Here is a 21,975-nt window from a genome sequence, read left to right on the forward strand (position 1 = left end):
GAAAAATTATAACCTTATTGTAAAACGGTTTTTGAAACTTTTCAATACAAAGTTATAATGATAATTCTTATCAATTGAGTATGTCAACTCATTTCTATAGTTGTACATAAAATTTTAAAAATATCTAAATAGGATGCATTTTGTTACAATGAAAGTAGAAGTAGACTGAAAGGGTGGAAGAAGCGTTGCAGCTACAATATACTGTATTATACTGTTTAAAACAATTAAAAGGTGAACGAACGGTTTCTTCTATTTATCACCTTTTAAAAGGGAAACGTTCTTCACAAACATTGCAAGATGGGAATATGTTTCATCTTTCCTTTTTGTTTAGTGTATATAAATCTTTAAGACGTCATGATTATGATAAACAGATTGAATCGTTATTAAACAAGCAATTTATTACATGTGTGCATGAAAATACTTACATTTTATCTGAAATGGGAGAGAAACAAGTAAACGAATGGGAAGAACTTTTTTCTTTCCCTAAATATTTACACGGTTTGCAATACGGTGAACTTGGAGAGAGTTTTTGGAAAAGGCTATCTTTGATTGTGCAAACCGTATCTAATTTGCAACAGAAATATGTAAAGTTTCTTCCAATTCAGCAAGATACAGAAATCACGATGTGGGTAAAACAATTTATTATGAACTCTTCTGTTTCAAGAGGACAACTAGCGGAACAGTTATATAAAGAAATAAATGAAATATTAATGTATGTAACCTCTCTAGAAGCAACCATTTTCGTATATCGTTTAACAGGATATCACCGTATTGGTTATACAACAGATCAACTTGGAGATATGATGAAGCAAGATGCGTTTCGAGTATATCTTTTATTTTGGGGAACGGTTCATTTCATCATTCAATATGTACAAAATCAACAACAGAAGTTTCCGTTATTGGCACAAATTATTGCGTATCCGAATGAAAAAGCAGATTTATTTAGTATATCAACACAAAAAACATATCAACTATGGAAGCAAGGACGAACAATGGAGGAAATTTCTAGGATAAGAAAATTAAAACTTGCGACAATTGAGGATCATATTGTAGAAATTGCATTGCGCGAAAAAGAATTTCAGGTGGAGCAATTTATAGAAAAAGAAAAAATGAAACAAATCCAGAAAATGATTGAGGAGTTACAGACGAGGAAGCTGCGAGTTTTAAAGCAAACTGCTGGAGAGGATGTTTCCTATTTTGAAATTCGTCTTGTATTAGCGCGAGTAGGGGGATTACATGAAGCTTGAAGATATTTTATATCAGTGGTTTGGGTACAGGACATTTCGGCCGGGGCAAAAGGAAGTCATTACAGACTTATTAAATGGAAATTCTGTTGTAGCGATGCTGCCAACTGGAGGGGGGAAATCGCTCTGTTATCAACTTCCAGGGTTGATACAAAATGGAACGGTACTCATCGTTTCACCGCTATTGTCATTAATGGAAGATCAAGTTACACAGTTAAAATATATAGTGAAAAATCAAGTTATTGCCTTTAACAGCTTTCGAACAATGGCAGAGAAAAGAGAAGCTATGCGGCGATTACATTCCTATAAATTTGTATTCGTATCTCCTGAAATGCTGCAATCAGAAGTGTTTCTAAAAGAATTAAGAAAAATTCATATCTCTTTATTTGTGGTAGACGAAGCGCATTGTATTTCTCAATGGGGATATGATTTTCGAACAGATTATAAAAAGTTAGATCAAGTTATTGCATCGATGGACTATCCTACGGTTCTTGCTTTAACAGCTACTGCTACGAAAGAAGTATTACAGGATATTATTGAAAGTTTAAACTTGAAAGATGTGAGGCAGCATTTATATTCGATTGATCGTCCTAATATTGCTATGAAAATAGAATTTGTACAAACCATTCAAGAGAAAAAAGAAGTACTGTTATCTCATGTGAACTATTTGCAAGGTCCTGGTATTATTTATTGTTCAAGTAGAGCTTGGACTGAACGTCTTGCAGCGTATCTACGCAGTGAAGGTATCGAAGATGTTGCGCATTATCATGGCGGAATGGAGCATGAAGAACGGATGTTAATTCAGCAACAGTTTATGAACGATCAACTTCAACTTGTTGTGTGTACAAGCGCATTTGGTATGGGAGTCAATAAGCAAAACACGCGTTATATTATTCATTTTCATTATCCGACAAATATAGAGTCTTATTTGCAAGAAATTGGACGGGCAGGTCGAGATGGAGAACCAAGCATTGCCATTTTGTTATGTAGTCCGCTTGATCATGAATTGCCAATCTCCATTATTGAAGAAGAATTACCAAATGAACAGCAAATTCGCTTCTTATTTTCTTTATTACGAGAAACAGTGGCTCAGGCCCAAGTATTACCGTTAGAAGGTGTAGAAGAAATTTGTTATAATACAGCGGGATTGAGTGAACAACATTGGCGATTTATTCGATATCATTTTGAAAAGATGGATATCATACAACATAGGCAATTGATGATTGAGTCTTTGTCAGATGAAGCGGAGCAGAAGTTAATTACAGAAGTGAAAGCTCGGCTTTATAATAAATATGGTCAACTAGAGACGATGAAAGAATGGATGCGGCGAACAGATTGTAAAAGAGAAGCGATTCTTTCTCAGTTTGGATATGTAAAGGAAACGCAGCCAAAAAATTGCTGTAATTATTGTGGAATTTATATAGAAGATTATAAAAAAAGGCAAGCAAGGCAACCTGTTTTCGACTATAATTGGGAAACAGAGTTACAATTGCTCTTCGGATTCAGAATGGAGGAATGATGGATATACGCAAGAAAAGTATTGAAGACATGAGTCTAAAAGAAATCCGACTTAATTTATATATTACGCAAGCGATTATTCTATGTATTGGAGCATTGTTAGCTTATATATTATTTCCGAGTATAGATGCATTTCTAGATTTGTGGAAATGGGATTTTTTATCTATTCTTCTAATAGGTGGCGGAGTAGCTTGTGTGATTGTTTTACTTGATTATATTGCAATGAATCTTTTTCCCGAATCATGGTTCGATGATGGCGGGATTAATGACCGTATGTTTCAAGGAATGTCTGTTTTCCAGGTGTTTGCAGTTACCCTTTTAATTGGGACAGCAGAAGAGTTTCTATTTCGTGGTGTAATACAAACATATTTTGGCTTAATGTTTGCGAGTATAATATTTGCAGTTTTACATATTCGTTATATTACTAAGCCGTTTCTATTTTGTTTTGTATTGATGATTAGTAGTGTATTTGGTTATGTGTTTCAATGGACTGATAATTTACTAATTACGATTTTTGCGCATTTTTTAGTCGATTTCATAATGGGATTGCAATTAAGAAAGCAAATAGAAGGTGGTGGTGACCGATATGGCGAAGCAGACAACAGAGTTTGAAGAGAACATGAAAGAGTCAACGGAAAAAGAAGGAGAGGGTTTACCGCCACGTAGTGAAGTTCATAAAGATAAGAAAAAATCAAAATTTAAAATAAAGCACTTTTTCGTTCGGATTTTAACATTATTATTTATTCTTCTTCCGATTGGTATTTTGTGGTATACGGAGCGTTACATTGAGGGGAAGAAAGCAGACTCAAGTGCTAATTCTGAAAAAAGTGCATTTGAAGTTATTTTTTTTGATTCAAAAAAGAAAAATAATGAATCGAATTCATCAGCAAAGACCTTTCAATTTCATACGGTGAAAGAGGGAGAAACGCTCGAAAATGTTGCAAAGAAATATTTTCCGAATGAAGATGGGATAGCGATTATAAAGAAATATAATGAAGTACCAGAAGAGTTAGTACCAGGGCAAGTGTTAAAAATTCCGAAGAAGCCAGAACCAGAACAGAAAAAATAAAGTGAACCTTCCATCATTGATACAGCTTACTGCCCGCGAATAGCGGGAGCAAGAAAAACCTTCTACAGAAGTAGAGGGTTTTTCTTCACTTGCTGGCGTGAGGTAATATTATGTGGTTAGATTTTGTTAAGAGGAAAGATGGGGAAAGTGTATGACATGGGGATTATTAGGTTGTTTCATATTATGCATTGTGATTGGTTGCTTCGTTATGATGTATAGAGAAGCGATGCGTGATACATTGTTAGAACATACTGTATCATTTGCGGAGTTTCCAATGAGTTTTGGAGAAGTACGAATCTTTTTTATTTCCGATATTCACAGAAGAACAATTTCTAAATCCTTAATACAACAAGTGAAAGGGAAGGTAGATCTCGTTATTATAGGTGGAGATTTAGCTGAACAAGGGGTACCGCTAGCACGAGTAGTTGATAATATTAAAAGGTTAAATGAAATAGGACAAGTGTATTTTGTTTGGGGGAATAATGACTACGAAATTGATTTTCACGAATTAGACGCATTGCTTCTTCAAAGTGGAGTGAAAATTTTAGACAATACAGGAATTTTATTTGAATCAGAGGCTGGAGAAAAAATATGGTTATTAGGTGTTGACGATGTAGGTTTGAAACGTGATCGTTTAGATTTAGCGTTAGCCGATTGTGAAGAAGAGGGATTTCGTATTCTTGTGAGTCATAATCCTGATATCGTATATAAATTAAATGGAACAGAAAATATTTCCTGTGTATTAAGTGGTCACACACACGGTGGACAAATTCGGTTATTTCATGCTACACGTTTTTTGAAAGGTGGAATTTATGAATATCCACAGACGACTTTATTTGTAAGTAATGGTTATGGAACAACATTTGTGCCAATGCGTTTTCGTGCTCCTGCACAAACTCATTTGATTACATTACAAAGAAAAGATTGACGTTGTTTTTTAAGGTGGGAAAAGATATGCCAAGTTCAATAGGTAAATATAACATTAAATTGGTTTCAAATATGCTCGGTATACACCCGGGCACATTGCGAGCTTGGGAAAGACGGTACCAAGTTATTGCACCGAAACGTAATAATGCTGGGCATCGATTATATACAGAAGAACATGTCCAAATATTAAAATGGCTTATTAACAAAGTGAATCAAGGATTTACCATTGGACAAGCGGTTAGTTTATTAGAAAATAACCAATTACAAAATCACAATTTATCAGAAATAGAATATAATAAAGTAGAACTTTTAGTAGACGATATCCTTTATTCTTTGTTAAAATTTGATGAAATACAAGCTCTTGAGTTACTGGATGAAGCTTTTAGTATTTTTTCTATAGATAAAGTGATTACAGATGTATTAGTAAAATTGCTTGTAAGGTTAAGAGAAATGCGCTTGAATGAAAAAATAACAAGTGCAGAGGAACGGTATGCGGCTTCATTTTTACGCTCGCGTATCGGAGTGATTTATCATAGTATGCCGATTCATACAGGACTACCAAAGGTACTTTCTATATGCGCTCCCGGGGAATTATGTGAACTTGGATTATTTATTTTTACAACATATTTGCGCCGGAAAGGTTATCCAGTAACCTATATTGGGACAGGCATAGAAGAAATTGATATTGATGATGTAATCAAAAAAGTAAATCCTAAAATCTTGTTTATTTCTTGTACAATAAAAGAAAATGTAACGGCAAGTGTTCAGCTTGCAAAGAGATTACATGAACAATATGCAAACCTTTGTATTGGGCTTAGTGGTTTTGTTTTTGAATTTTCTAATGAAGAAAACAAAGAGGCTCGTAACTGGTTTGTTGGGCATACGAAAGAAGAATGGGATGAATGGTTAAAAATGTGAGAATGGTTGTTCGGAAAGAACCATCTATTTTCTGTTTCATATAATAAAAATTAAATGCAACGGTTGCGTAAGGAGGTTACGGGATGAGGTTGGAACGTTTAAATTATAATAAAATTAAAATCTTTCTGACGTTCGACGATTTGTCAGAACGTGGACTTACAAAGGAAGATTTATGGAAAAATGCACCGAAAGTACAACAACTGTTTCGAGATATGATGCAAGAAGCGAATAAAGAGCTCGGCTTTGAGGCAGATGGTCCGATTGCGGTAGAGGTATTTTCGTTACAAGCCCAAGGTATGGTTGTTATTGTTACGAAAGAGAATCAGGAGTCAGATACGGAAGAGGAATTTCAAGATGAATTCATTGAAATGCAAGTTACTCTTGATGAGAGCGAACATATACTATACGAATTTACTTCATTGGAGGATGTAATTGCATTAGCGGGTCGTTTATATAGTCTCGGAGTAACAGGTGGAAAGCTTTATACGTGGCAAAATCGTTTTTATTTATGGTTAGAAGAAGATTCTACTACGTTATTGAAAGAAGATATGATTGCCATTTTAGCAGAGTTTGGTAGCTCCTCCACAATTACAATTTACCGAATGATGGAATATGGAAAAGAGCTTATGGCAAATGAAGCAATTGAGCAAATATACAATTATTTTATCACAAAAGAAAACCTCAGCTAGGTGATGCAGTTGAGGTTTTTCCTTATGTAAAATATTTAATTATTATATGAAAAAATAATAGTTTTTTAAGTATTTCGCCTTGCTAAAAAGAATAAAAGGACTATAATGATATTGAAAACGTTTGCAAACGATAAAAAGGTTTGTATATATTTGTTAGCGTTTTCTCTTGCATTCCTATTTTAAGAGTGTATACTAGGCAATGAAGGTTTACTAAACAAGTGAAATTACAGGGGGTTTACTTACTATGGTAGCCGAAAAGGGAGCTCAAACACAAACACAACAAAGAGAACAACATTTTGAATTATTGAATTCGACGCAAATTGTTATTAAAGAAGCCTTAGAGAAATTGGGTTATCCAAACGAGGTATATGAATTACTTAAAGAACCAGTTCGTATGATGACAGTGAAGATCCCAGTTCGTATGGATGATGGAACTGTTAAAATATTTACAGGATATCGTGCTCAGCATAATGATGCTGTTGGTCCAACAAAAGGTGGTATCCGCTTTCATCCGAATGTAACGGAAAATGAAGTAAAGGCACTTTCTATTTGGATGAGCCTAAAATGTGGTATTGTTGATCTGCCGTATGGTGGTGGTAAAGGTGGTATCATTTGTGATCCACGTGAAATGTCTTTCCGTGAGCTAGAAAGATTAAGCCGTGGCTATGTAAGAGCAATTAGCCAAATCGTAGGTCCAACGAAAGATATTCCAGCTCCAGATGTATTTACAAATTCACAAATTATGGCATGGATGATGGATGAATATAGCCGTATTGACGAATTTAACTCACCTGGATTTATTACAGGAAAGCCGCTTGTATTAGGGGGATCTCATGGCCGTGAAACAGCGACTGCAAAGGGTGTAACAATTTGTATTCGCGAAGCAGCTAAAAAACGTGGTATTGATATTAAAGGCGCGCGAGTTGTTGTACAAGGGTTCGGAAATGCAGGTAGTTTCTTAGCGAAGTTTATGCACGATGCAGGAGCGAAGGTAATTGCAATTTCCGATGCTTACGGTGCACTTCATGATCCAAACGGCTTAGATATCGATTACTTATTAGACCGTCGTGATAGCTTCGGTACGGTAACAAAATTGTTTAATAATACAATTTCAAATAAAGAATTATTAGAACTAGATTGTGATATTTTAGTACCAGCTGCAATTGAAAATCAAATTACAGAAGAAAATGCAGCGGATATTAAAGCGAAAATTGTTGTAGAAGCAGCGAATGGCCCTACAACGTTAGAAGCAACAAAAATTTTAACAGAGCGTGGCATTTTACTTGTTCCAGACGTATTAGCAAGTGCTGGTGGCGTAACAGTTTCTTACTTTGAATGGGTACAAAATAATCAAGGTTACTACTGGACTGAAGAAGAAGTAGAAGCTCGTTTAGAAAAAGTAATGGTAAGCTCATTTGATTCTATTTACGAAACAGCGCAAGTTCGCAAAGTGAATATGCGTTTAGCAGCTTATATGGTTGGTGTTCGTAAAATGGCAGAAGCAAGCCGCTTCAGAGGTTGGGTATAAACCGATTATTGATGAAGCAGACCGCAATTTCCTGTAAAGGAAGTTGCGGTTTTTTGTTGTAATTATATTGTAAGATAGAATGAAATTTCCATCAGGTTTCTTTCTCTTTAGCGGAAAGCTCTTATCACTCGGGTGCAGACTAGCTCATCTCCTTTGTTTTCGCTGGATTTTGAATGGAAGGTTTAGCCTGCACATGGCTGAGTAAGGTTGAAGAAAGGGGAATGGGAATAGAAGGTGTGAATTGATCCGGGTGCAGCGGGTGGATGAATTAGAACAGTGAATTGTTGATTTAGAAGAGAGATTAGAAGAAAAACAATCGGACAAGACAAGGCTTGTTCAGATACGATGGGAAGCATCTACCTAGGGTATAACGGACAGTGTGATATCCTCACCTTAAAATATAGTGAAAGCATAGAAGTTAGGTGGGGATAAATTGCCCGTAAAAGTCCGATTGATTATTAGTTGAGGACTGGTCATCGCAGTTGTGGGGTACTAGTTGTATTGCTTATGGGTTATGTGAGTTTGTAAAAACATCAAGAGAACGCTTGTTCTAACAGAACATTTGTGCTATACTCTCCTTAGATGGAAAAAATGGAAACGAAATAAAGTGAACTTCTCATTAGTGGAGAGTTTCTTCATCCTTTATTGATGGGAAGCTCTCACCAATCAGATAAAGGAGAGATTATAATGAAGACGACTGCAGAACAACGTTTTATGATGCCAATACATGTAATGGAGCGAGTTGAAGTTTTACGTAAGAAGCATGTGAAACGCTCTTCTTTCTTACATAAAGTGAATCGTTTTTTTGGTTTAGAAACGAAACAAGATGAAATTTGGTTTTATGGTTTTTATACGGTGGCAATAAGTATACTGTTATTTATGATATTTGTTTCAAATATGATGGATTTTCTGTTTTGATAATAATGTTTGCGATAGGGACGCATCATCTGAATACATATAAGATTAGAAAGAGAATTTTATTAGAGCGGAGATGATGTGAATGGCGAAGTTTCCTATACAGCGAAATTATATTAAACATGGAGGCTCTCGGCCCGGTATTCGACTTTCAAAAGTTCGTTTTATTGTCAGTCATGATACAGGAAATCCAGGCAGTAATGCAATTGGAAATCGAGACTACTTTAATGATGTGCAACCAAAAGCTTCAGCTCATACATTTATTGATGATAAAACTATACTAGAGATTATTCCGATTAATGAGGTAGCCTATCATGTTCGGTACAATGTTCCGACAGATAATGACATATATGGTTACAATGCTAATAGTGCAGCAATTGGTGTTGAACTTTGCTACGGTGGAAATATAAATTTTTGGAATGCATATACGCGTTTTACTTGGTATCATGCATATTTGTGCCATAATTTTGGTTTAAATCCAAAGACAGATATTGTTTCGCATAAGAAGCTTGATCCTGCTCGTAAAATTGATCCCGAACATGTATTAAGTAATCAGGGTATACCTTTTCGACAATTTTTAGCGGACGTCTATCGTATGTACGTATCGTATAGATGACAAATATATGAAAAATGAATACAATAAAGATAGGTGCCTACTGCTAAAAGTAGGTTTTTTCTTGTTTTGTAATTTTTTATTTGAATAGATAGAGCAGAAGACTAGGAGTTGAGCCTTATATGCAAAAGGAAACAGCAATTATTATCGGAGGCGGACCATGTGGATTAGCAGCAGCAATTGCCCTGCAAAATGTTGGGATTAATCCACTTGTAATTGAAAAAGGAAATATTGTTAATGCAATTTATAATTATCCAACGCACCAAACGTTTTTTTCTTCTAGTGAAAAGCTAGAAATTGGTGGAGTTGCCTTTATTACAGAAAATCGTAAGCCTGTCCGGAATCAAGCATTAGCGTATTATCGTGAAGTAGTAAAACGGAAACATGTACGTGTGAACGCGTTTGAACGGGTGGAAGAGGTAAAGAAAGAAGAGGGTTTCTTTTTTGTTCAAACAATAAAAGGGGACGGAAAGCAAGAGGAGTATAAAGCAAAATATGTTATTATCGCAACTGGATATTATGACAATCCTAATTATATGAATGTTCCGGGAGAAGAGTTAGAAAAAGTAGCGCATTATTTCAAAGAAGGACATCCTTATTTTGATCGTGATGTTGTAGTAATTGGAGGAAAGAATTCAAGTGTAGATGCGGCGTTAGAACTTGTAAAATGTGGAGCACGTGTGACTGTTTTATATCGGGGTCAAGTTTATTCTCCAAGTATTAAACCGTGGATTTTACCAGAATTTGAAGCGTTAGTTCGTCAAGGTACGATAAAAATGGAGTTTGGAGCACATGTAAAAGAAATTATGGAATCTACAGTCATGTATGCAGTAGAAGATGAAGAGTACATGATTGCAAATGATTATGTGTTTGCGATGACAGGCTATCATCCAGATCATAGTTTTTTAACGAAAATGGGCGTAGAAATTGATCATGAAACAGGAAGACCCCTATATAAAGAGGAAACGATGGAAACGAATGTGAAAGGGATTTTTATTGCTGGTGTAATTGCTGCTGGTAATAATGCGAATGAAATTTTTATAGAAAATGGAAGATTTCATGGAGACGCGATTGCGAAAATTATTGCAGAACGTGAACAGTAAAAATTTATCCCGCTACTCGTGGGCAATAAGCCCCACCTCAAGATTGAGAGAAAAGTGAAGAAGATAGGCGGGGGATGAAGAAATCCCCTCACTGATGGAAGTTTTACTTGAGTAATGAAAAATGAAAACCACCTTCGTCTAATTCGTAGTTTTAGGAATTAGACAGAGGTGGTTTTTGTTACAATCGTATTTTAATGTCTAAACATGGCTTGAATCTTTGCTTGTTCATTTGTTACTTCTAGTCCAACGAGCAACTTAATACGTGCTTTTTGAGCATTTAAACCATATGTGAAGATGATGCCCATGTTTTTCAAATGTTTGCCGCCACCCTCATAAGAATATACATCTTGAACAATTCCGTTGAAGCAGCGAGAAACAAGAACAACTGGAATACCTTTATTTATTAAACGTTGCAGTGCAGGAAGTGTGCGTGGCGGTAAGTTTCCTTGTCCAAGTGCTTCGATGATAATTCCGTCAACGGGAAGCTGCTCAATTGCAGATAATAACGTATCATCCATACCTGCATATGCCTTTAATATAACAATGTTTTTTGTAATTTGTGTAACCGCATATTTTTCGTGATGTACTAATGCTTGGTGAAAGACAACACCACGCTTCGTTACCATGCCAATTGGACCATATTGCGGACTTTGGAACGTTGCCACGTTACTTGTATGTGTTTTTGTCACATTCGTTGCACAGTGAATTTCATCATTTAATACGACAAGGACACCTTTTCCTTTTGCTTCTTCACTACTAGCAACTTTAACAGCTGACAAAAAGTTATATAAACCATCAGCACCTAATTCATTACTTGAACGCATTGCCCCTGTCACGACAATTGGTACATCAGCTTGTACAGTTAAGTCAAGGAAATAAGCTGTTTCTTCCAATGTATCCGTTCCGTGTGTGATGACAACCCCTTGCATGTTATCGTTCTTAACCTTCTCGTCAATCATGACTTGCAATTGTAGCATTTCATTTGGTGTCATGTGAGGAGATGGAAGATGAAAGACATCTTCAACAATTAAATCGATATCTTCTTCTAAATTTGGAATGAATTTTAAAAGTGGATTTTGCGCACCTGGTTGAACAACTCCAGTTTCTTTATCTTCTTCCATCGCAATTGTTCCACCTGTGTGTAAAACAAGAATTTTTTTCAATGCCTTTGCCCCTCTCCAATCAATGAAAATACATTAAGAACATAACATGATTTGACCGAGTTCGACAATGGAAAAGTATAAAACTTATAAGAGATTATCAAAATGAAAATAAAGTGAAATATTTAATAGTGGAAGCTTCATCTCTGGCGCTTGGTTAGTTGAACTAGTCGAGCTCATACAAGCAGCCATCTCCCATATATCCTCTGGTTTTTCATAATCTTCGGGTGCCCTTTAGTACGTGATAAAATGAAGTTTTTGTGAGTTGGAAGCGGTCTTCTTCACTAATGGAAAACTCTCGCCATTCGAACGTATGTCAGCAGTTATTTATGACCTATCTGCTTTATTTCCTCAAAATCTTGAAGTGAGAGTTACCGACGAAAAGTAGCGAGATAATAAGTAAAAGGAGATGTGAAATTTGAAGAAAATAGAGAAGATCTTAATTCGTATCCTTATTGTACAATGTCTTTGTTTATGTATTGTCCAATTACTTTTAACCCAAGACCATATAGCGAAATATTTATCAAAAGTTGTATATTATGAAGGTGTAACAAAAGGGTTTATGACAAAAATTTTAGAGGTGAATGAATAGGTTTTTCATTTGCTTCTAAGGAGGATTATGCTACAATGGTTGAGGACTTGAAACGGAATAAATTGAAACGATTATTTGTAGGAGAATTTTTCTCCACGTCGATCGTTCATTCAACCAATCAGGCTTTTACTGCCTGTTAATGTAAAGTGAAACGATTATGAGAGAAGCAGGGGGAGACGTACCTGCTTTTCCTTCTGTTTTTATAAGTGAAAAATGGGGTGTTACAATGGACAAACGAATTTCGATTGCAATTGATGGTCCTGCAGCTGCAGGTAAAAGTACGGTTGCCAAAATTGTTGCTAAAAAACTTTCTTATGTTTATATTGATACGGGTGCAATGTATCGCACAGTAACGTATGCAGCACTGCAGCAAGGTGTTGATATTGAGAATGAAGAAAAGTTAATGGAAGTCATAAAAAATATAGATATTAAATTTCAACATGGAGAAAATGTACAACTTGTCTTTTTAAGTGGGCAAGATGTGTCAGAAGTGATTCGTACACCAGACGTAACAAATCGTGTATCAATTGTGGCAAGACATCGCCTCGTTCGTGAAGAAATGGTGCGTCGTCAACAAGCGCTAGCAGAAAAAGGCGGCGTTGTTATGGATGGACGTGATATTGGCACGCATGTATTGCCGGATGCGGAAGTGAAAATTTTTATGTTAGCTTCTGTTGAGGAACGAGCAGAGAGAAGACATTTAGAAAACACACAAAAAGGATTTCCTTCTAATTTAGAACAACTAAAAGAAGAAATTGCACGCCGTGATAAATTAGATTCTGAACGTGAAGTATCTCCATTAAAGAAAGCTGAGGATGCAACGGAATTAGATACAACGTCTTTGTCTATTGAAGAAGTAGTTCAAAAGATTATGGATATTGTATCGGAAACGTTCGCAAAATAAGGGAAGAGGTTATCCTCTTTCCTTATTTTTATTTTTAAAAATGTACGATTCTTTCGATTGATTAATGAGACAATTTTCTTGACAAATTCGTCAATTTGTTAGAAGTTAGTAAAAGAGGGTATTTTCTAAATATTTTACATACATGCAAATGGAAGCTATTGTTTCCATTTCGTATATACATAAAGATGCTTTGCCATTTCAGTAGGGAGGTATTTCCATGGTAGAAAAAATGAATGAAGAAGTTGTGAACACAAAGGCGTTACAAGTAGGTGATATTGTTACAGGTACAGTAACAAAAGTCGAAGACAAGCAAGTATTTGTGAATGTCGGGTACAAAACTGATGGTGTCATTCCAATTAGTGAATTGGCGAATGTCCATATTGAAAAAGCAGGCGATGTTGTAGAAGTAGAACAAACTCTTGAGTTAAAAGTAATTAAATTAGAAGATGATGACTTAGTGTTATCTAAGCGTGCTGTAGATGCAGAAAAAGCATGGGAAGTATTACAAGGGAAATTTACATCAGGTGAAGTGTTCGATGTAACAATCAAAGATATCGTGAACGGAGGTCTAGTTGTTGACCTTGGTGTGCGTGGTTTTATTCCAGCTTCACTTGTAGAAGTGCATTACGTTGAAGATTTTACTGATTATAAAGAGAAAACATTGGCAGTAAAAATTGTAGAATTAGATCGTGAGAAAAATCGTGTTATTCTTTCTCATAAGGCAGTGGTGGAACAAGAGTTAGAAATGAAGAAAAAAGCAGCGGTTTCTTCTTTAAAAGAAGGAGATATTGTAGAAGGAACGGTACAACGTTTAACTGATTTTGGAGCGTTTGTAAATGTTGGTGGTGTGGATGGTTTAGTTCATATTTCACAAATCTCTCATGATCGTGTAGAACAACCATCTGATGTATTAGCAGAGGGACAAACTGTAAAAGTAAAAGTTTTATCTGTTGATGCTGATACACAGCGTATTTCTCTATCTATTAAAGCAGCACAGCCAGGACCTTGGGGGAATGTTGCAAATCAAGTAAAAGCAGGCGATATATTAGATGGGAAAGTAAAACGTCTTGTTACTTTCGGGGCATTCGTTGAGATTCTTCCTGGCGTAGAAGGACTTGTACATGTCTCGCAAATTGCAAATCGTCATGTGAAAAATCCGAATGAAGTATTAGAAATCGGACAAGGCGTAAAAGTAAAGGTGTTAGAAGTTCATTCAGAAGAAAAACGTATTTCCTTAAGTATAAAAGAAGCACTTGAAGAAAATAATGTAACAGAAGATTACAGTAAATATGAACCATCTTCTGATTCTGCAACATTCCAATTAGGTGATATTATTGGAGAACAGCTAAAAAAATTAAAGAAATAATGAGGGATACGTGTGGTAAGAGCAAAGCGTAAATTAGAACATATTGAGTATGCTCTTTCTACCGGACAGTCTCGTACACATGGCTTTCGTGACATTGCTTTTGTTCATCAAAGCTTACCAAATATAAGTTATGAAAGTATATCATTTCAAACAGGAATCGGCGAACTTTCTTTAAGTTCGCCGATTTTTATCAATGCGATGACTGGTGGTGGCGGAGAGCACACACTACATATTAACGAACAACTAGCCTGGGTAGCGCATCGGCATCAGCTTGCGATGGCTGTTGGTTCGCAAATGGCAGCTTTAAAAGATCCCAATGAAGCTGCATCTTATAAAATTGTGAGAAAAGTGAATCCGAATGGAATTGTTATCGCAAACTTAGGAAGCGAAGCAACAGTAGAACAAGCGCAGCGAGCTGTTGATATGCTTGAAGCAAATGCGTTGCAAATTCATTTGAACGTCATTCAAGAATTGACAATGCCAGAAGGCGATAGAGACTTTACAGGTGCATTAGAGAGAATCGAACAAATTGTAAAGTATTCTTCTGTTCCTGTTATAGTAAAAGAAGTTGGTTTTGGCATGAGTAAAGAAACAGTAGAGAATTTAGCCGGTGTTGGTGTTTCTACTATAGATATTGGTGGTTATGGCGGCACAAACTTTGCTGCGGTTGAAAATGAAAGAAGGCAGAGAGTGCTTTCTTATTTCAATGAGTGGGGCATTCCGACTGTTTCATCTTTAATTGAAGCATCCTCTACACAAAAAAACCTCTCTATTATTGCATCAGGTGGTATTCAAACAGCACTTGATGTAGCGAAATCTTTAGCATTAGGAGCATCGGCTGTGGCGTTTGCCGGTCATTTTTTACGAATACTGATGAATGAAGGTATTGAGAAATTAATAGAAGAAATAGAAGTATTACATACAGATTTAAAGTTTATCATGACAGCGCTGGGGGTGCGAACAATCGCTGAGCTTCAACGAGTGCCAATTGTTATTAATGGTGATACATACCATTGGCTTACCCAGCGTGGGATTGATACAACAATATATAGTAGGCGCTAATTGAAATACATCTTAGTTAAGATGAAGTGAAATTTCCATCAGTGGGGGGCTTACTGTCTACGAATAGTGAGATAAAAATCAACCGAATGAATCAACCATTCGGTTGATTTTTTTTGTTTATAAAATCCATACAATGAGGAAGAAAGGAGCGGATGATATGAAAAAGTTAATTGAGGTGAGAGCGTTAGAAAAATGTTACGCACATTATAAAGCATTAAATGGTATTTCATTCGATGTAAGAGAGGGAGAAATTTTATGTTTCCTTGGTCCAAATGGCGCTGGGAAAAGTACGACTATTCATATTTTATCAACCATTTTACAGTACGATGAAGGAGAAATTTTGTTTGAAGGAAAACATGTAAAAAAACATGCACGATATGTAAAGCGAAACCTCGGTATTGTGCCACAGGATTTAGCGATTTATGAAGAGGTAACGGCGGAACAAAATGTAGCGTTTTTTGCTGCTCTTTACGGTTTGAAAGGAACGCAATTGCAACAAGCTGTAGATGAAGCATTGCAATTTGTTGGACTGCTTGATAAGAAAAATGAAAAACCGAAAACTTTTTCAGGTGGAATGAAAAGAAGGCTTAATATAGCGTGTGCGATTGCACATAAACCAAAAGTTATTATTATGGATGAACCGACAGTTGGGATTGATCCGCAATCTCGAAATCATATTTTACAGTCAATCAAACAATTACAAGAACAAGGATCTACAATTATTTATACAACGCATTATATGGAAGAGGTAGAAGAGATATCAACAAGAATTATCATTATGGATCATGGTGAGATTATTGCAGAAGGAACAAAAGAAGCGCTTAAGAAACATATTGCAGATGAAGAACGTTATTTCATAGAATGTGAACATATAACAGCAGGGATAGAAGAAAGTTTTTTTAAAATTGAAGGGATGAAAGAAGTAACAATAAAAGATGGAGTAATAGAAGTTGTAGTGTTAAAAGGTGTGGAAAATTTGGATAAAATTATTACACTTCTTGTAAATGAAGGAATGAAAGTGAAAAATATTATGAGTGAAAGTGCAAGTTTAGAAACAGTATTTTTACAGTTAACGGGAAGAAAATTAAGAGATTGAAGGTGAAAATGATGAGCTTCTTTGTGTTATATAAACGCGATGTAGTTAATATTGTTATGAATCCAGTCCTTTTACTAACGAATACAATTTCTCCAATTTTGTTTATATTGATTTTTGGCTATTTAAGTAATGGGAGTTATGGAGAAAGTGGTATTACCTCTTATGATTATTACGGTGTTACGATTTTGATATATGGTATTTTGAATGTGTCTATGACTGCTTCTAATAGCTTTATGGAAAAAAGACTAAAAAATAGTAATTTACGAGTTATGTATAGTCCGATTCATCTTTCTTATCTTTATTTGTCAAAAATTTTGGCTACATTTACTTTTACGTCTGTTTGTTATTTGTTTGTCATGTATGTGGCTCATATAAGTCTGCATGTAATATTTGGAGGGGAAAATGTTGGCTATGTCATTATAATCGTGTTGTTATTTAATTTTTTATCAGCGGTTATCGGCGTATTATTTTGCTGTATGTTTAAAAGCGAAGAAGTAACGAATAAAATATTAAGTTTGTTAAATAACGCTTTTGCAATTTTAGGAGGAGTATTCTTTTCTCTCGATGGACTAGGAGACACCGTTCGAACAATATCGTATATTTCACCAGTAAAGTGGGTTATAGAATGTGTAATGAAGATTATATATGATCAAGATTTTAGCTTTTTTCTCACAACAGGAAGTGTTTTAATTGTGTTAACTTGTTTTGGGTTGGTTGGTTGTAAATTTCTATTTAAGGTGGAGGATTATGTATGAACGAGATTTTTATTGTTTTTCGTCATAATATCCGGCGAGCTATTAGTAAAAAGAATTATATATTGTTAACAATCCTCCTTACGTTTATTTCTATATCACTTGCTATTTTCTTTACTTCCAAATTTGAAATGAAAGGGAATATCGCTTATGTAACACAAGAGGGTAGGAGTAATATACATGTAGAAGGGTTTAATATTAAAAACACAAATAAAATTCCAAGTATGTCTGAATTTGTAATGAAAAAATATGATGCAGCAGTTATTCCGAAAGAGAACGGACAAATAGAGGTAAAGACACTTAAAGAACATAATTTCAAAGAAAAAGTCGAGATGGTATTTCAACAAAAAAGCATTGGTTCGTTTCATCAAGACGAACTGAGAAAAGTAGGTACGAATATTTTAGGTTATCTTTGTATGTTTGTATTATTAGAGAATATTATGTTTATGAGTTTTTTTACAGAAGATAAGGAAAATCGTACCTTTACCCGTATTGTATCTTCTCCTATACGTATTAGTAATTATTTATTTGCTCAGTATCTTTTTACATTTCTTATTGTATATATTCCAACCTTTCTCATTTTAATAGTCGAAAAGGTAATGTTTCAAGTAGATATAGGATTCAGCTTTTTAGAATATAGTTATTTATTGGCTATCCTTGTTATGATTGCAACATCTTTTGCGTTATTTATGAGTACAATTATAGAAACTACTGATAATACAATGATGTTATCTTCTTCTATTATTGTTTTTACTTCTATTCTGTCAGGATCCTTTTTTGCTTTAAAACAAAATGATGGGATAGTTGATTGGTTTGTGCGGATTTTGCCGCAAAAACAGTATCTTACATTTATTGATGGAGTTGAAAATGGCTATAATATAGCACGGTATGGAGGAGCAATTACGTATATATGTTTTGTTGTCTTGCTATTTTTTGTGTTAAGTATAATCATTTGTAAAAAGCGAGTACAGGTAGGGAGATATTGATATTTGCTATGCAAACCATATAAAATGGAAATAAAATGCATAAAGCAAATGATAAGGTGATGAAATGAAGAGAGAAGTTCACATCATTTCTACAAAATTAATGACTCCAACACCTCGGAAAAATTATGTTCGTAGAGAGAAACTGCTAGAAAAATTAGAAACATTGCACGATTATAAACTTGTAGTTGTAAAAGGTTCGGCTGGTAGTGGGAAAACTACTATACTATCTTCATTTGTAAAAGAAAATCCAGAGGTTGCAATTGTGTGGATTACTCTAGATAAAGAGAATAATAATGTATTTTCCTTTTGGTACTATATGTTAGAGAGCTTGCGGGTATATATAGAGGAAATAGAAGAGATTTTTTCTTTATTTCAGATGATTATGCATAAGGATGATATGAAGCGTATAATTGTTGCTTTGATTAATATATTAAGTATAAAAGATGATATTACGATTGTTATTGATGATTTCCATTATATAACGGATGTTGATGTTAATAAGACAATGGAATATTTTTTGAAGCATTCCTCAGAAAATATTCATATTGTTTTATTAACGAGAGAAGAACCTGATTTTTATGTAGGGGATTTTCTTATTTCAGGAAGATTATTAGAAATTGGAGAAGAAGAACTAAAGTTCTCAGCAGATGAAGGCTTTCAATTTATTAGATATACATTGAAGATGGATCTGAAACATGAAGTAGTTCATGATATGAATATATTGGCGGAAGGATGGATTGGTGGTCTTCAGTTAATTGCCCTTGCACGCTCTTATCATAAAAATGATTGTATGCAGCATATGAAAGTGTTGAATAAATATATGATTGCTTATTTATCGAAAGAGATTTTAGAGGCACTGGAAGAAGAAGAGCAAGACTTTCTCTTAAAAACATCTATTTTAAGTTATTTTAATGAGGAAATTTGTGATGAATTGTTGGAAAAACAGGGTACAAAAGAAATGATTACACGTCTATTTCAAAAACATTTATTTATAATTAATCTTGACGAAGATCGTGGGATATATCGCTATCACGCGATTTTTCAGCAGTTTTTACAACATTCTTTTGAGCGGTTAGAAGTGGAGACACAAAAGAAGTTACGTTTACGAGCGGCAGAAGTATATGAACGATGCGGTGATTTTGAGGAATGTATAAAACAGTTATTAGAGATGCAGTGTTATGAATCTGCTTTGAAAAAAATTGAAATACACGGACAAAATCCACAGGGATGGAGCTATTTGCGACATATTCCGTTAATGTGTATTGTGCAAAATAAAGAGATGGCGTTTCAACTCATTTTTTACCATTATTGTAATATGGAGTTTGAGCAGTGCACAAAAATATTAAATGTCGTGTACGAAGGAGAAAGTGGTCATCATCCTTGGAAGGTATTCGAATTTTGCAAGGCTTTAATTGAGGAAGAAAATTTACAATTAGATGTTTTGTTTATAAATGAAATTGAAGACATGGATATAAGTGATGTAACGAAGGCAATTATTTATGTAGAATTATCATTTTTTCTGTGGTTTCAGGAACGAATCAAGGATGCACTATATGTGCTTGATAAAGCGTCTATGCTTGAGAAGAGAATGAAAAATCCATATGTCAAAATGGGCATTTTAAGTTCTTTATGCCAGATTAAAGAGGAATTAGGAGATTTAAAAGAGTGTGAGAGGTTATATAATCAGCTTTTTGAGGTGATTGAACAACATTCATTTTTATCAACTCTCACAGTAACTTGTCATATTGGAATTACAGGTATTTATTTAAAGCGTTTACAATTGGATAAGGCTGAAAAATCACTACAACATGTCCAAGGTGACGAAGCTGCTTTAGGAAAAGCTTATTTATATAATGTAATGGAACTTCAATTTCTAAAAGGTGATAAGCAGCAAGCGAAAGAAACGATTCAAAAGTTACAAACATTTGATGCATATCAAAATGAGTTGTTTATATCCTCCTTACTAAAATATGCAATCCATGTTGATGAGGAATTTGTGCAGCAACTAGATCAATTTTCTGTCATGTATCAACAAAAAAAAGAAAAAAAGAAACTACGAAATGAAGATAAAATGTTATATGCTCAGATTTTATTGCAGAAAGGAAACATACAAGAATCGTTACAGTTACTTGATGAAATTGCAGAATTTACAAGGAAACATAAAATGAAAGTACTATTAATAGAAGCGTTATTATTAAAAGTTCTTATCTTAGGAAATGATATGCAAAAGCATAAGCGAGAGCTTTTAAATTTATTACGAGAAGCGGTTCATTATAGTTATGAAAATCACATTTTATTACCTTATACAAGGATAGATAAACAAATTCAAACATTGTTGTTGTTATTAAAAGAAGAACGATTGCAAGATTTAAATGAGAGAGAGAGGGAGTTTTTAAACACGTTATTACAGTTAGGAAATCATGATAAGGAGAATTTTATTTTAAGTAATAGAGAACTAGAAGTACTAAAGGTTCTTGCAACCGGGGCGTCAAATAAGAAAATTGGTGAACGGTTGTGCATATCTATTTCGACAGTTAAGACGCACATTATTAATATTTATTCAAAGCTTCATGTATCAAATCGCGTTGAAGCAATAAAGAAAGCGACAGAAGAAGGAATTATAAAGTAAATGTCAATATACGAAAAAAGGTAACAGCCAACATCGCGTTGGCTGTTTTTGTTTTAATGTTGATTTTGTTTTCGCGCTTGCTCTGGTGTATCGAATCCTGTTGCGCCCGGATATTGTAGTGACTGACTGCGGTCAGATTCCACACGTCGCGATTGTTTTAATTTTTTTTCTTGACGATCTTTACCCATGGTGTCCCCACCTCCTTAGTACAAAGTGTTGCTGTTATTTTTAAAAATATGCAGCTGTAAAACAGGATTATTTTTCATGAAAAATTCCCATAATGGAAATAATAGGAGGTGATAACTTGGCAGGAAGTTATTTTTATTTTTTAGCGTGGATGGGATGGATTGTTGCAACATTTTTTTTGAAAAAAGATACGTTTAGACTTTATGTTAGTGCTGCCATTTTATTATTTATTAGTTGTTCGCAAACAATGATTTCAATTTCTTCTTTCACAATCTCAGCAAATGCTCTTTTGCTGGGCGGAATTTCATTTACTGGAATTGCAGTATATTCAGTATGGAAAAAAATCTATACTTTACTTTGTGCGCTTATAATCGCAATGCTATATACAAGTTTTTCCTTAATAGAATTATACGATCCGATTTGGATTGTTATAAATCGTACATGGATGTTAAGTGGTATTCTCGTTTATACATCTATTTTATTGCATCGAGACCGTCTGTTACGTATATGGGGATTATATGTAGGGGCTTTGCAAGGTGAAGTGTTTGTAGCTTTTGTTTTAAAGAACCTTAATTTTCCGTATCAGCTGGGGAGCTTGCAGTTTTTTAATATGATTGCTGTGTCCACAATGTTCTTTAGTCTTCTATATAGCGTTGGAAAAATAATGACATACACAGGGCAATTTAAGCAAAAACAAGTGAAGGAGGGGCAAGGGTAG

General features: G+C 34.7%; 22 protein-coding genes. 20 read left to right on the forward strand and 2 right to left on the reverse strand.

The annotated features are described in order from the left end of the window. Positions 1-185 precede the first annotated feature (185 nt). From AB1284_RS05670 to AB1284_RS05720, 11 genes are all read left to right on the forward strand, one after another. Positions 186-1,247, forward strand: a complete 1,062-nt coding sequence (locus tag AB1284_RS05670) for a helix-turn-helix domain-containing protein (protein ID WP_429750987.1) — start codon at positions 186-188, stop codon at positions 1,245-1,247. Further along, entirely contained in the window at positions 1,237-2,763 is a 1,527-nt protein-coding gene (locus AB1284_RS05675; protein WP_429750986.1) for a RecQ family ATP-dependent DNA helicase, read from the forward strand. The genes AB1284_RS05670 and AB1284_RS05675 overlap by 11 nt, the downstream gene beginning before the upstream one ends. After that, a complete protein-coding gene (locus tag AB1284_RS05680; protein WP_429750985.1) occupies positions 2,760-3,374 on the forward strand; it encodes a CPBP family intramembrane glutamic endopeptidase in 615 nt (204 codons plus the stop codon). Before AB1284_RS05675 ends, AB1284_RS05680 begins: the two co-directional genes overlap by 4 nt. Further along, on the forward strand, positions 3,349-3,831 hold the full coding sequence (locus tag AB1284_RS05685) for a LysM peptidoglycan-binding domain-containing protein (protein WP_429750983.1): 483 nt from the start codon (positions 3,349-3,351) through the stop codon (positions 3,829-3,831). Before AB1284_RS05680 ends, AB1284_RS05685 begins: the two co-directional genes overlap by 26 nt. Positions 3,832-3,982: 151 nt before the next feature. Further along, positions 3,983-4,759: a metallophosphoesterase gene (locus AB1284_RS05690; RefSeq protein ID WP_429750982.1), complete on the forward strand. Its 777-nt coding sequence runs from the start codon at positions 3,983-3,985 to the stop codon at positions 4,757-4,759. Between the two features lie 26 nt (positions 4,760-4,785). After that, positions 4,786-5,676 (forward strand): MerR family transcriptional regulator, encoded by an 891-nt coding sequence (locus AB1284_RS05695; protein ID WP_429750980.1) that lies wholly within the window; start codon positions 4,786-4,788, stop codon positions 5,674-5,676. An 83-nt stretch (positions 5,677-5,759) separates the two neighbouring features. Beyond that, the gene (locus tag AB1284_RS05700; RefSeq protein ID WP_429750978.1) at positions 5,760-6,365 is read left to right on the forward strand and encodes a genetic competence negative regulator; all 606 of its coding nucleotides are present in this window, start codon (positions 5,760-5,762) and stop codon (positions 6,363-6,365) included. 244 nt (positions 6,366-6,609) lie between these two features. After that, on the forward strand, positions 6,610-7,893 hold the full coding sequence (gene gudB, locus AB1284_RS05705; RefSeq protein WP_429750976.1) for an NAD-specific glutamate dehydrogenase: 1,284 nt from the start codon (positions 6,610-6,612) through the stop codon (positions 7,891-7,893). Between the two features lie 684 nt (positions 7,894-8,577). Further along, positions 8,578-8,811, forward strand: a complete 234-nt coding sequence (locus tag AB1284_RS05710; protein WP_429754345.1) for a DUF3961 domain-containing protein — start codon at positions 8,578-8,580, stop codon at positions 8,809-8,811. Between the two features lie 82 nt (positions 8,812-8,893). Further along, positions 8,894-9,424, forward strand: coding sequence for a peptidoglycan recognition protein family protein (locus tag AB1284_RS05715; RefSeq protein WP_336482779.1), 531 nt, complete (start codon positions 8,894-8,896; stop codon positions 9,422-9,424). A 119-nt stretch (positions 9,425-9,543) separates the two neighbouring features. Beyond that, positions 9,544-10,524, forward strand: coding sequence for a YpdA family putative bacillithiol disulfide reductase (locus AB1284_RS05720; RefSeq protein WP_429750974.1), 981 nt, complete (start codon positions 9,544-9,546; stop codon positions 10,522-10,524). Positions 10,525-10,715: 191 nt separating this feature from the next. On the opposite strand, the gene AB1284_RS05725 is transcribed toward AB1284_RS05720, so the two are convergent. Next, on the reverse strand, positions 10,716-11,687 hold the full coding sequence (locus AB1284_RS05725) for an asparaginase (RefSeq protein ID WP_429750973.1): 972 nt from the start codon (positions 11,685-11,687) through the stop codon (positions 10,716-10,718). 415 nt (positions 11,688-12,102) lie between these two features. Here AB1284_RS05725 and AB1284_RS05730 point away from each other — a divergent pair, with 415 nt between their 5' ends. The 8 genes from AB1284_RS05730 to AB1284_RS05765 all read left to right on the forward strand — a co-directional run bounded on the left by AB1284_RS05730 (position 12,103) and on the right by AB1284_RS05765 (position 21,071). After that, positions 12,103-12,276: a DUF5359 family protein gene (locus AB1284_RS05730; protein WP_429750971.1), complete on the forward strand. Its 174-nt coding sequence runs from the start codon at positions 12,103-12,105 to the stop codon at positions 12,274-12,276. Between the two features lie 226 nt (positions 12,277-12,502). Next, positions 12,503-13,180, forward strand: a complete 678-nt coding sequence (cmk, locus tag AB1284_RS05735) for a (d)CMP kinase (RefSeq protein WP_429754344.1) — start codon at positions 12,503-12,505, stop codon at positions 13,178-13,180. A gap of 217 nt (positions 13,181-13,397) precedes the next feature. Then, positions 13,398-14,546 carry a 30S ribosomal protein S1 gene (rpsA, locus tag AB1284_RS05740; protein ID WP_429750969.1) on the forward strand — a complete coding sequence of 383 codons (1,149 nt, stop codon included), beginning with the start codon at positions 13,398-13,400 and terminating at the stop codon, positions 14,544-14,546. A gap of 12 nt (positions 14,547-14,558) precedes the next feature. Next, positions 14,559-15,608, forward strand: a complete 1,050-nt coding sequence (gene fni / locus AB1284_RS05745) for a type 2 isopentenyl-diphosphate Delta-isomerase (RefSeq protein WP_429750967.1) — start codon at positions 14,559-14,561, stop codon at positions 15,606-15,608. Between the two features lie 157 nt (positions 15,609-15,765). Then, positions 15,766-16,704, forward strand: coding sequence for an ABC transporter ATP-binding protein (locus AB1284_RS05750; RefSeq protein ID WP_429750965.1), 939 nt, complete (start codon positions 15,766-15,768; stop codon positions 16,702-16,704). Positions 16,705-16,712: 8 nt separating this feature from the next. Further along, positions 16,713-17,459 (forward strand): ABC transporter permease, encoded by a 747-nt coding sequence (locus tag AB1284_RS05755; RefSeq protein WP_429761868.1) that lies wholly within the window; start codon positions 16,713-16,715, stop codon positions 17,457-17,459. After that, positions 17,456-18,442: an ABC transporter permease gene (locus AB1284_RS05760; protein WP_429750962.1), complete on the forward strand. Its 987-nt coding sequence runs from the start codon at positions 17,456-17,458 to the stop codon at positions 18,440-18,442. The genes AB1284_RS05755 and AB1284_RS05760 overlap by 4 nt, the downstream gene beginning before the upstream one ends. A 64-nt stretch (positions 18,443-18,506) precedes the next feature. Continuing rightward, the gene (locus AB1284_RS05765) at positions 18,507-21,071 is read left to right on the forward strand and encodes a LuxR C-terminal-related transcriptional regulator (protein WP_429750961.1); all 2,565 of its coding nucleotides are present in this window, start codon (positions 18,507-18,509) and stop codon (positions 21,069-21,071) included. Between the two features lie 53 nt (positions 21,072-21,124). Here AB1284_RS05765 and AB1284_RS05770 read toward each other — a convergent pair whose 3' ends face one another. Next, positions 21,125-21,259 carry a YpzI family protein gene (locus AB1284_RS05770; RefSeq protein WP_098309423.1) on the reverse strand — a complete coding sequence of 45 codons (135 nt, stop codon included), beginning with the start codon at positions 21,257-21,259 and terminating at the stop codon, positions 21,125-21,127. Positions 21,260-21,375: 116 nt separating this feature from the next. On the opposite strand from AB1284_RS05770, the gene AB1284_RS05775 reads away from it, so the two are divergent. Further along, positions 21,376-21,975, forward strand: coding sequence for a YphA family membrane protein (locus AB1284_RS05775; RefSeq protein WP_429750959.1), 600 nt, complete (start codon positions 21,376-21,378; stop codon positions 21,973-21,975).

The organism is Bacillus sp. S2(2024) (genome assembly GCF_050474045.1).
Lineage (GTDB): Bacteria > Bacillota > Bacilli > Bacillales > Bacillaceae_G > Bacillus_A > Bacillus_A yunxiaonensis.